At 46.2% G+C, this 11,289-nt stretch carries 11 protein-coding genes and 1 tRNA gene; 10 read left to right on the top strand and 2 right to left on the bottom strand.

Features of this window, described 5'->3' with window-relative positions; genetic code table 11:
• Positions 1 to 63: 63 nt before the first annotated feature.
• From G9G54_RS15585 to yajC, 9 genes are all read left to right on the top strand, one after another.
• A tRNA-Pro gene (locus tag G9G54_RS15585) sits at positions 64 to 137 on the top strand.
• A gap of 114 nt (positions 138 to 251) precedes the next feature.
• Positions 252 to 956 carry a BofC C-terminal domain-containing protein gene (locus G9G54_RS15580; RefSeq protein ID WP_165178740.1) on the top strand — a complete coding sequence of 235 codons (705 nt, stop codon included), beginning with the start codon at positions 252 to 254 and terminating at the stop codon, positions 954 to 956.
• Positions 957 to 1,184: 228 nt separating this feature from the next.
• Positions 1,185 to 1,688: a crossover junction endodeoxyribonuclease RuvC gene (gene ruvC / locus G9G54_RS15575; protein ID WP_013311580.1), complete on the top strand. Its 504-nt coding sequence runs from the start codon at positions 1,185 to 1,187 to the stop codon at positions 1,686 to 1,688.
• Complete coding sequence (gene ruvA, locus G9G54_RS15570; protein WP_165178739.1) at positions 1,685 to 2,299, top strand: Holliday junction branch migration protein RuvA; 615 nt, start codon at positions 1,685 to 1,687, stop codon at positions 2,297 to 2,299. The genes ruvC and ruvA overlap by 4 nt, the downstream gene beginning before the upstream one ends.
• Positions 2,300 to 2,349: 50 nt before the next feature.
• Complete coding sequence (gene ruvB, locus G9G54_RS15565) at positions 2,350 to 3,357, top strand: Holliday junction branch migration DNA helicase RuvB (RefSeq protein WP_013372650.1); 1,008 nt, start codon at positions 2,350 to 2,352, stop codon at positions 3,355 to 3,357.
• A gap of 227 nt (positions 3,358 to 3,584) precedes the next feature.
• Positions 3,585 to 5,678: a SpoIID/LytB domain-containing protein gene (locus tag G9G54_RS15560; protein WP_165178738.1), complete on the top strand. Its 2,094-nt coding sequence runs from the start codon at positions 3,585 to 3,587 to the stop codon at positions 5,676 to 5,678.
• A gap of 7 nt (positions 5,679 to 5,685) precedes the next feature.
• A complete protein-coding gene (queA, locus tag G9G54_RS15555; protein WP_165178737.1) occupies positions 5,686 to 6,714 on the top strand; it encodes a tRNA preQ1(34) S-adenosylmethionine ribosyltransferase-isomerase QueA in 1,029 nt (342 codons plus the stop codon).
• Positions 6,715 to 6,734: 20 nt separating this feature from the next.
• Positions 6,735 to 7,874 (top strand): tRNA guanosine(34) transglycosylase Tgt, encoded by a 1,140-nt coding sequence (tgt, locus tag G9G54_RS15550; RefSeq protein WP_039275028.1) that lies wholly within the window; start codon positions 6,735 to 6,737, stop codon positions 7,872 to 7,874.
• 34 nt (positions 7,875 to 7,908) lie between these two features.
• Positions 7,909 to 8,244: a preprotein translocase subunit YajC gene (gene yajC / locus G9G54_RS15545; RefSeq protein WP_165178736.1), complete on the top strand. Its 336-nt coding sequence runs from the start codon at positions 7,909 to 7,911 to the stop codon at positions 8,242 to 8,244.
• A gap of 88 nt (positions 8,245 to 8,332) precedes the next feature.
• Here yajC and G9G54_RS15540 read toward each other — a convergent pair whose 3' ends face one another.
• Entirely contained in the window at positions 8,333 to 8,722 is a 390-nt protein-coding gene (locus tag G9G54_RS15540; RefSeq protein WP_061829378.1) for a TIGR04086 family membrane protein, read from the bottom strand.
• Between the two features lie 205 nt (positions 8,723 to 8,927).
• On the opposite strand from G9G54_RS15540, the gene G9G54_RS15535 reads away from it, so the two are divergent.
• Positions 8,928 to 9,704, top strand: coding sequence for a YetF domain-containing protein (locus tag G9G54_RS15535; protein WP_165178735.1), 777 nt, complete (start codon positions 8,928 to 8,930; stop codon positions 9,702 to 9,704).
• 5 nt (positions 9,705 to 9,709) lie between these two features.
• Here G9G54_RS15535 and spoVB read toward each other — a convergent pair whose 3' ends face one another.
• Entirely contained in the window at positions 9,710 to 11,284 is a 1,575-nt protein-coding gene (gene spoVB, locus G9G54_RS15530; RefSeq protein ID WP_165178734.1) for a stage V sporulation protein B, read from the bottom strand.
• Positions 11,285 to 11,289 lie beyond the last annotated feature (5 nt).

Raw genomic sequence — 11,289 nt, 5'->3', positions numbered from 1 at the left:
GCGCGCGACTCAAAATCGTGAGGGAAACCGTGGAGGTTCGAGTCCTCTCACCGGCATCTATTTCGGGATGTAGCTCAGCTTGGTAGAGCACCTGGTTTGGGACCAGGGGGTCGCATGTTCAAATCGTGTCATCCCGATTCAAAAGGAAAGTCGTTGGAAGCAGCGGCTTTTTTTTTATATTCATATCTTTTTGTATAAATCAGTAATCCTCAGGTCACACTAACACAAAAAGTGGGACGGAAGGGATTACTGTGAAGCGATTAAGTTGGAAAAAACAGATGAAACGGCGCTGGAAACAGTGGAGAAGAACAGTGTGGGCTTGTAGCATTTTTGGTGCGGCTTGTTTGCTGGCAGGGTTGGGTATTCTGTTTTCGAATTATTTGCAGGCTATGTTGTCACAGCCACTCGCTACTACCGTCATGGCAGAGGAGAGCATGGAGGAGGCTCCACATCTGAGTCCAACTGAAGATCACTCCTCACAGATGCAACTATTGCAAAGTATTCGTGCTTCCGGTATAAGCAGGAAGACCCGTCTGTTAACCACCTACGTGTGTGGTACGGAAACACTTTCCTTGGGAACGCTAAGTTCACAGCAGCTAGAGACCTTACTGAAGCAACATCCCGATTGGAAGGGACGACTTAATACCAAAGGAGAGGTGTGGCTGGAGCGCAGGGTGGAAGACTTGTCAGAGTCATGCAAAGAGCATGGATACATGGGGTTAAGCACTGACGGGCAGCTTACATTGTATGAAGGGCTACCTAAAAAGGAAAAAGTTATCCGCACTTTTTTTCAATTGGATGTGGGTTCCATGGAGACGGCCTTACCAGAAGGGGTATATAAACAACTTCAGCAGGGAATACGTGTACAGGATATAAATGAGTATAACAGTGTAATCTCCACTTTTAGTGACTTTGCCCTGGAGCGAACACAAAGGGTATTAAAGCAGCACTATTGATTACAACTACGAGACGTTAGGCATTGCCCATGTGGTGAGGCTTGAAGCGTCTCTTTTTATGTTTTTACTCACGTTTAAATTTTTTCCTCTATTAGATACAAAGTTTTGTTATAATGAAAAGAACGACACATATGTTCGCTTTATATGGTATTTGACCATGATTATATTCAGGATAACGCTGGCTTTTGGTTGGGTACGCCATGTTTGAGCGATAGGGGAGAGATTTTTTTGCGTTTTTTAGGAATTGATCCGGGTATTGCCATTGTGGGCTTCGGGTTTGTAGACAAGATTGGCAGTAAAGTAGTTCCTGTGCAGTATGGCTGTATCCAGACGGAGGCTCATACACCGGAAGAAGAAAGGCTGCTTCATGTGTATGAAGGCATGTTGCAATTAATAGATAAATATAAGCCTGATGCGGTAGCACTGGAAAAGCTCTTTTTTAATCGCAACGTTACAACCGCTATGTCTGTAAGTCAGGCACGTGGGGTGCTGGTATTAGCTGCAAAACAACGTAATTTGCCTATAGGTGAATACACGCCGATGCAGGTAAAGCAGGCTATTGTAGGGTATGGTAAGGCTGAGAAGAAACAGGTACAAGAAATGGTTAGAATGTTCCTAAAGCTTCAAGTTGTGCCCAAACCGGACGATGTAGCGGATGCTTTGGCGGTGGCTATTTGTCATGCGCACTCCTATGGACTAAATTCAAAATTAAATGAGGTATTGCGAAAATGATAGATTTCTTGCGTGGTTCTGTGGCCCAGTTGGAAAATGAATATGTTGTTTTAGATGTGCAGGGTGTAGGGTATAGGGTATTTTGTCCGAATCCTTACGCGTTCGCCAAAACTGAAGGTCCAGTGGTTATTTACATTCACCATCATGTAAGGGAAGATGCTATTTTACTGTTCGGTTTTGCGACCCGTGAGGAGCAGCAGCTTTTCCGGAAACTGATTGATGTATCTGGTATTGGACCGCGTGTTGCGCTTGGTATTTTAGGAGGCGGTACGCCTGCTCATGTGGTAACGGCGATTTATCAGGAGAATATCACATTTCTCACCAAGTTACCGGGGATCGGTAAAAAGACGGCACAACGTATGATTCTGGATTTGAAAGACAAGCTGGACGGTATTGGCTCGTTGGGGATGGCAACCGGATTGTTTGCTGAGCCTGTCGTAGAAGAAGGCGAAGGTTCATATTGGGGCGAGGCCCGTGAGGCGCTCAAGGCGCTCGGTTACACTGATGCTGAGTTGGATAAGGTATGGAGCAGTATGAAGAAAGATGCGAAACCTGATGAATCTGCCGATATTTTGATGAAGCGGGCTTTGCAACTGTTGTTTGCCGGATAGGACGATGATGTCCGCTAACAAATGTCTGGTGAAAAGAGGAGCGATGGAACATGGATGACCGGATTATTTCCGCCAATTTGATGATGGAAGACCAGACGGCGGAGCTAAGCCTTCGCCCCCGTTATCTAAATGAATATATCGGGCAAAATCAGGTTAAGGAAAATCTGAAAGTATATATTGAAGCGGCCAAAATGCGTAAAGAAGCGTTGGACCATGTACTGTTGTACGGACCGCCTGGGTTGGGTAAAACAACTCTTGCTAACATTATCGCCAATGAGTTGGGGGTTAATTTGCGTACGACTTCAGGTCCTGCAATTGAAAGACCGGGAGACTTGGCAGCATTGCTGACCAATCTTCAAGAGGGTGATGTTTTGTTCATTGATGAGATTCATCGCCTTCATCGTACGGTGGAAGAAGTCATGTATCCGGCGATGGAGGATTTTGCGCTGGACATTATGATTGGCAAAGGCCCGAGTGCACGTTCGGTCCGTCTGGATTTGCCACCCTTTACCCTTATAGGGGCCACTACGCGCGCTGGGCTGCTCTCTGCGCCATTGCGTGACCGGTTTGGTGTTATTAGTCGATTAGAGTTTTATACGACAGACGAGCTGGCTTACATCGTGTCCAGGAATGCGGATATTATGGAGATTGAGATTGTTGGGGATGCGGCGGAGGAAATCGCATTGCGTTCACGGGGGACCCCGCGTATTGCTAACCGACTGTTAAAAAGGGTGCGTGATTTTGCCCAGGTTGCCGGAGACGGTATTATTCATTCTGAGTTGGCTGCAGAGGCGCTAAAGAGACTTCAAATAGATCCACTCGGACTGGATGAAATTGATCATAAAATGCTTAAGGCCATGATTCATTCATTCCGGGGCGGGCCTGTAGGATTGGACACCATTGCTGCAACCATTGGTGAGGAGAGCCAGACAATTGAGGATGTGTACGAGCCCTATTTGTTACAAATTGGTCTTTTACAAAGAACACCTCGGGGACGAACAGTTACTCCGGCGGCATATGCCCACCTTGGAATCCCCATGCCAACGGATCCACGGTGAGTAGGAAACATGATGCATTTTAAAAAAATCATTGCATGGTTACACGCAAGTATGGTGAATACGATATCGGCTGATGGATGATTGAGGGAAGTGAGAGTGTAAGTAAGATTCGAGCGGGTTCATATTTTGGTTTATTCCGCCGATGTATTTAAAGGGACAGACAAGGGTCGAGATCCCGATAAATTACGCAATATGAGTGCTAGACAGCTAGATTGGGGGAGCCAGAAATGAGTGGAGAAGCATTTAACCGAAAAAGTATTTTCGGTGCATGGATGGGCCGGGCCAAACGAGCAGCAGCGATTATGGTATTAGCTACAGTGTGCATACCTTGGTCTTCGGGCGTTCACGCTGCTGCCGCCCAAGAGGATATTCGTGTAGTGATTTTTGCGGATCTAGGTAGCAAATATAAAGCGACAGTCCCCGCTGTAACCTTGAAATCATCAGGAGGTCTGAGTGTTGGACAGAACAGTGGGGGCAGTTTTCAAACTTGGATGGGACTGCCAGACAGTACGGCTCGTTTTAGTGTAGACAGCTATCGGGTGAAGGTACTTGAAGGAAATGAAGCAGCGGCGATAAAAGCGGCCCAAGCCCTGCAAAAGACTAATGATAAACCTACGGTTTTTATCGGTTCAAAAAATGGTAGCTCTGTGTATCAAGTGTACGCGGGAATATATGCTAGTGAGCAGTCTGCGCAGGCTGCTGTACAGCGGATTTCCTCCGCAACCGGAGCGCAGGCCGAGGTTAAGGGAAACAAGCATTGGTCCACCGGAAGCTACGGAAGCGAGCAGGAAGCTAATCTCGTTCGAACGACAATTGCTGCGGCAGGCTTTGATGCTTTTACTGTAATTCAATCAAGAGGCCAGTATGCTGTATGGGTTGGAGAAGAAAGTAATGACAGCAAGCTGTCGGCTTTGAAAACAGAGCTGGAGAGCAAGCAGCCGAGACTCACGCTGTCTAAAGTTAATGCTACTCAAACCGGCCTCATTATAAGACAGGAAGCAGGAGTCACGACTGGCTCGCAGGTGATGTCTCATTACATGCTAAGTGGTTCTGATCATAGCAAGGTAATTGTCAACGGTGGTAATGATGGAATACAAGTGATGGAAAGATCACAGCGTACATATCGCGGCGAGATGGAGATTGGCATGACGTCAGGCCAGCTGGCGCTTGTGAATGAAGTTCCTTTGGAGCAGTATTTGTATTCCGTGGTAGGAGCAGAGGTCTATTCTTCATGGCCAGATGAAGCGCTCAAGGCTCAAGCGGTAGCGGCTCGTAGCTACGCGCTTGCCCAAGGCAATCGGTTTCAGATCGGCAATGTAGTAGATGGCACGTTAAGCCAGGCTTACAACGGTAAGAGCTCGGAACATGCCAATGTCAATGAGGCTGTAGATGCAACAGCTGGTGAAGTCATTAAAAGTGGCGGCAAAGTGGTCGAAGCTGTATTTTCATCTAATGCGGGCGGGGTGACAGCAGATGCTTCCGAGGTGTGGAATAGCGGTGGCGAAGCCTTTGCCAGCGTAGACAGCTCGGGAGATACTTCGGCGCAAAAAGGAGCACAGGAGTGGTATCATGTACTTCTCTCCAGTGGCAAGACAGGGTATATTCGTGAGGATAATGCTAAGGAACTGGAGGGTGTCACAGAAGCGGGGTTAGACAAAATCACCGTCACTGCGGAAAATACAAATGTGCGTCCTATTCCCCAAATCCAATCGACAGTTACACCAATAGCCAAGGCGCAGCCGGGCGAAGAGATAATTGTATTAGAAAAGGTGCCTCAGTCCGGAGACTATGCATGGGTGCGGGGGCCCTTTACGTCAGCTCAGCTTGCTAAATCCCTCCAAGGGAAAGTCACGGGCACAGTGCCTTCCTCTATTAATCACCTCGATGTCACCAAACGTGGTCCATCAGGGCGAGTGTTGGAGGTGGAAGCGAACGGAACCCCTTTGAAAGTGAAATATCCGGATATGTTTCGCTCAGCAATGGGCGGACTCCCGAGCACACTGTTTGATATTGCGAGTACCGGAAGTTATACTGTATTAGGCGCTGATGGGGCTACTTCTCATGTAAGTGGTACACAAGGCACTCAAATCCTATCCGCATCTGGCAGCAGTACTTCAAGTGGTAACGGGGTGATCGTCATGAATGAAGATCGTCATGCACGAGTCATTGACAAAACACAAAGCTTTATTTTTACAGGTAAAGGAAATGGTCATGGTTTGGGCTTATCCCAATGGGGTGCCAACGGTTTGGCCGAGCAGGGGTATGATTACAAGAAAATTTTGCAACACTATTACAAAAATGTGGATATAGTTAAGGACTGACCAATATATGAATGTAAACGACTACGATTTTGAACTGCCTGAAACATTAATTGCACAGACACCTTTGCTTGATCGGAGCGCTTCCAGATTACTGACGTTAAACAAAAATAACGGTGAAGTGGGTCATCATACGTTTTCGGATATTGTGCAGTATCTCCAACCAGGGGATACGCTGGTATTAAACGATACGAGAGTGATTCCTGCACGCTTGTTTGGCATCAAGGAAGACACGGGAGCTAAGGCTGAGGTTTTGTTGCTTAAGCAACTGCAAGGGGACCGATGGGAAGCATTGGTGAAACCCGGTAAAAAGCTAAAGAAGGGTGCTGTTATTGTTTTCGGTGATGAGCTAAAAGCAGTAATTGAGGAAGAAGGAGATATGGGCGGAAGGGTGCTTTTATTTTCATATGACGGTATTTTTCAGGAGATATTGGACCGTCTGGGGCAGATGCCGCTTCCGCCGTATATCAAGGAACAACTGGATGACCGCGAGCGTTATCAGACTGTTTATGCTCGACATGAAGGTTCGGCTGCGGCTCCAACGGCAGGGCTGCATTTTACAGAAGAATTGCTGGACCAGATTAAAAAGAAGGGCGTTACCGTTGCCTTTATCACTCTTCATGTTGGCTTAGGGACGTTCAGACCGATGTCTGTGGATACGATTGAAGAGCATGTCATGCACGAAGAGTATTATTCATTATCACAGGAAACGGCAGATGTACTTAATGCAACCAAGGCGCGCGGTGGGAGAATCGTGGCAGTGGGAACAACCAGTTGCCGAACGCTGGAGACGGTGGGCAATACATTCGCGGATGGAGTGCTGCAGGCCAGCAGTGGCTGGACACAGATTTTTATTTATCCAGGCTACGAATTCCGTGTGGTGGATGCGATGATTACGAATTTCCATTTGCCTAAATCCACCTTGGTTATGCTGGTCAGCGCACTGGCGGGCAGGGAGAATATTATGCATGCTTACCATGAGGCGATTGACCGACAATATCGGTTCTTCAGCTTCGGGGACGCAATGTTCATTTATTAATTAAGGATGGTAGAGAAAATATGGCACCAGCAATAAGATACGAACATATTAAAACCTGCAAGCAATCGGGAGCTCGTCTCGGGCGTGTACACACACCTCACGGAGTTATTGAGACACCAACCTTTATGCCGGTGGGAACTCAAGCGACTGTTAAAACGATGAGTCCTGAGGAACTGAAAGCGATGGATGCTCAAATTATTTTGAGTAACACGTACCATTTGTTTCTTCGTCCCGGCCACGATATTATTCGTGAAGCGGGTGGACTGCACAAGTTTATGAATTGGGATCGCCCTATTTTAACGGACAGCGGTGGATTCCAGGTGTTTTCCTTAAGTGAAATGCGCAAGATTTCAGAGGAGGGTGTTCATTTTCGCTCTCATTTAAATGGAGATAAGAAGTTTCTTTCACCAGAAGTGGCGATGGAAATTCAAAACTCGCTTGGCTCAGATATTATGATGGCCTTCGATGAATGCCCGCCGTTTCCGGCTGAATATGAGTATGTGAAAAAGTCACTGGAACGCACCAGCCGTTGGGCTGAGCGTTGTCTAGAGGCACACGCGCGTCCTCATGATCAAGGTCTGTTTGCCATTGTTCAGGGAGGTATGCATGAAGATCTGCGCAAGCAAAGCGCTGCGGATTTGACTTCCATGGATTTCCCGGGGTATGCTATTGGTGGACTGAGCGTAGGTGAACCGAAACATTTGATGTATGAAGTGCTCGATTATACGGTTCCTCTGCTTCCTACCAACAAGCCACGTTATTTGATGGGCGTGGGATCGCCTGATGCTTTGATTGAAGGCTCTATCCGTGGTGTGGATATGTTCGATTGTGTACTTCCAACCCGAATTGCTCGCAACGGGACAACGATGACCAGCCAAGGTCGACTTGTCGTTCGCAATGCCCAATATGCAAGTGATTTTGGCCCGCTCGATCCCGCTTGTGATTGTTATACCTGTCGCAATTATTCACGTGCTTACTTGCGACATTTGATTAAAGCGGATGAAACCTTCGGGCTCCGACTGACAACGTATCATAACTTGCATTTCTTAATACAATTGATGCGTAATGTCAGACAAGCGATTATGGATGACAGGCTGCTTGATTTCCGAGATGAATTTTTTGAGCAGTACGGTCTTCATGATAATGATAAAGGCTTTTAAGTTTTAGGGAGAGTATACGAAAGGGGGATTTAACATGTTTCATTTTGCTACAGCCGCTGCTGCAACCGGTGGAACTGGCGGACTTTTTCAAATGATCTGGCCACTGGCTCTGATGTTTGTAATCTTCTATTTCTTGCTGATTCGCCCGAATCAGAAAAAACAAAAGCAGCGTCAAACGATGCTTCAAGCTTTGAAAAAGGGAGATAAAGTAATTACAATCGGAGGTCTTCACGGTACAATTATGGAGATTACGGATGATGTAGTAGTTTTGCGTGTGAATGATGTCACGAAGCTGACCTTTGACCGCAGTGCAATCAGCAACGCGATTGCAAAAGACACGGCATCTGAGGAAGTTGTTTCCAAATCGTAAAATGCTGGTGACCGTTATGCAAAAACCGAGCCTTTGAGGAGGCTCGGTTTTTTTGTGTTGTTTTATTACATGGATACAAACATTTTGATTACTTGTTGAGATTAATGCCAAACATCCCACCACCTGCGCCTATGACAAACGCGAAACCTAAGTGTAACAAGTCCTTGCCGTTCATGCCCGCATCCAATGCCAGAAAACCGACCAGAAGAACGATTAGTCCATACAGGATGCCTGTAATACCGCCTTGATACCAGCCTTTGTTTGTGGATCTTTTACCGGCGACGAAGCCGCCAGATAGCATGGCGAATGCATGGACGATGTACGTATACAATGATAAGTCCTGTTCCTGCATCTGTGTCAGCCACAAGAGTAGTGAAAGAATCAATGCGCCAAGCAGCATCCATGCAAAAGCATAAAATAAGCCGGATAAAATAGGATGGGCCAGACGAAACGAACACCAGCGGCGAATGAGCTCCATTGATAATTCCTCCTGTACCAAGGTTTGTACTATTATCATTCTATGGCCAAGCCTACCGGCTTAGTACCAAGTCGCAAGCAGTCTTTCTCTTTATTTCAATAATTTAGCCTTTTGTTTTTTGTATGAGCCAAGTGAGGAACGGTCAGAATACGTGTACAATGACGACTCATGTCTTATTGCAAGTACAGGAGAGGAGGCGAACATATTGAGTCACGATATTTTTGCTCATATTTTTCGGACGCTGCTCATGTATTTTATTGTATATCTGGTGATGCGACTGATGGGTAAAAGGGAGATCGGCAAATTGTCTGTTTTCGATCTCGTCATATCCATTATGATTGCAGAAATTGCTGTATTCAGCCTGGAGGATATAAAACGTCCACTTTATGAAGGGTTGATTCCTTTAGGAGTGCTGTTAATTTTGCAAATAGGTATTTCATTTTTCAGTCTGAAAAGTCGGCGACTGCGCTTACTATTTGATGGTAGGCCCAGTGTATTGTACTCTAATGGACAATTAAACAAGGATGAAATGGTAAAACAACGTTATAATTTAGATGACTTGCTGTTACAACTTCGCGAACAAAATATAGAAAGTCTGGACGAAGTTGAATATGTTATTTTGGAAACGACAGGTAAGCTAACGGTTATAGGTAAGGATGATAATGATGGAGTGGAACACGAAAAAATGAAGCAGGAATTAAACGGAACAGATTTGACAAACAAAGAGCAACAGGTGAATAAAGTTCATCCTTCTCCACAAATCGGTGGAAAGTTTAGATATGAGGGACTGCCTATTCCATTAATCATGGATGGCAAAGTGCTGGATAGAAATTTGGAACGGATGGATATGAACCGTTTTTGGCTTAAAAATCAAATTCAAGCGAAGGGACACAAAGATTTTAAGGATGTTTTTTTATGCTCGGTTAACCATAGAGGTGATGTGTACATTACACCACCGGCCTATGGAAAATATTCAGATTAGGTTTCTTATGCTTTAAACCATCTTCTCAGGATTGGAATGCGTGTAAGGTTGTCCCAATCAATCATTTTGATCAAGGTCATTAGGAAAAGGTACAGTATAATTCCCAATCCTGCGGCAAAAATAAACTGAAGCCACATTTGGTTGAACATCGTTAGATGTCTGTAGGTATATAATACTGCTGCTGCCATGATGATCATGCCTATCCCGGTCTTCCAGAAATCGAGCAAACGTACGCGGAAGCGAAGCAGTCTGCTGACACTGAAGCCGTGAAGGAGAGTAACAATGGCACTGTTAATACAAATGGCGATGACAGCTCCATAGATACCATACTGAGGTTGGGAAGCAAGCCAGACGATCAGTACAATTTTGATAACGGCTCCGATAAAGGTATTTAATAAGGCACTTCCAGGACGGTCTAATGCCTGAAGTGCTGCCTGAAGCGGGGCCTGAATGTACATAAAAAGAGCAAAAGGTGCCATGAGCTTAAGCATGCCTGAAATATCGCCATTATTGTAGAGTAGCAGACACAGAGGTTCTGCCAATACATACATGATAACGGCAAATGGGGCTCCTGCAACCAAAGCGAGCCGAAGCGATTGATGTAGACGTTTGTGAATGGCTGTAATATGCCCCTTAGCTGCTGCTTCGGATAACGAAGGAACGAGTGAAACTGCTAGCGAACTGGTTAGAACCCCAGGTAGTAATAACACAGGAATGACCATGCCCTGCATGGCTCCATATTGTGCGGTTGCCACGCCAGTTGCGATGCCTGCTACGGCAAGGCTGCGCATGCACAAGATAGATTCGAGCAAATAGGATAAGGAACCGACAAGCCTTCCAGCAGTAACGGGAACGGATATAGACATAAGACGTGACAAAACGGATGTTTGCTCGGGATGAACTTCAGAGGAGGGGACAGGCGACTTTGGCTGAAGGATGCGATCTTTTCGCTGGTTACACACGTATTGCCATAGCAGTACAATCATGCCAATGAATTCGCCCGCCAGAGCACCGAGCATGGCACCTGCAGCAGCATAGTCTACCCCATGAGGAAGTAACAAGTAAGCAAACCAAATGACGCAAAAAATGCGTATAACGGTCTCCGCAATGGAGGAACTGGCGGAAGGGATCATATTTTGCTTTCCCTGAAAATAGCCCCTATAAGCTGAAGAAACAGCTACAATGACAATCATTGGGCTCATGCTCACAAATGTATAATACACGCGACTGTCGGTCAGGAGATGGCTTGTGATCCAAGGCGCGAACACAAGACAGAGCACCATGGCGATCAGACTAAGTGTAATGGTGAAGCGCAGGCTGGTGTGCAAAATACGCCGCGACATTTCGGGCTGTCCCGCCGTTTCAGCTTCGGCTACAAGCTTGGCTACCGCAAGAGGGATACCCCCGGTAATAAGCGTCACCAGAACGATAAAAAAGGGATACCCCTGTTGGTACAAGCCAACTCCTTCGGGGCCGATGATACGCGGGAGTGCGATTCGGGGAATAAAACCAAGTATCCGGTTAATAATTCCCGCTGCCAATAAAATGATTGCTCCATGGATGAAAGTCTGCTTTTTCAATCGCA

Source organism: Paenibacillus sp. EKM212P, from assembly GCF_011066115.1.
Lineage (GTDB): Bacteria > Bacillota > Bacilli > Paenibacillales > Paenibacillaceae > Paenibacillus > Paenibacillus polymyxa_B.
The sequence above is the reverse complement of the archived record's forward strand: the minus strand, read 5'-3'. Positions and strand labels throughout refer to the sequence as shown.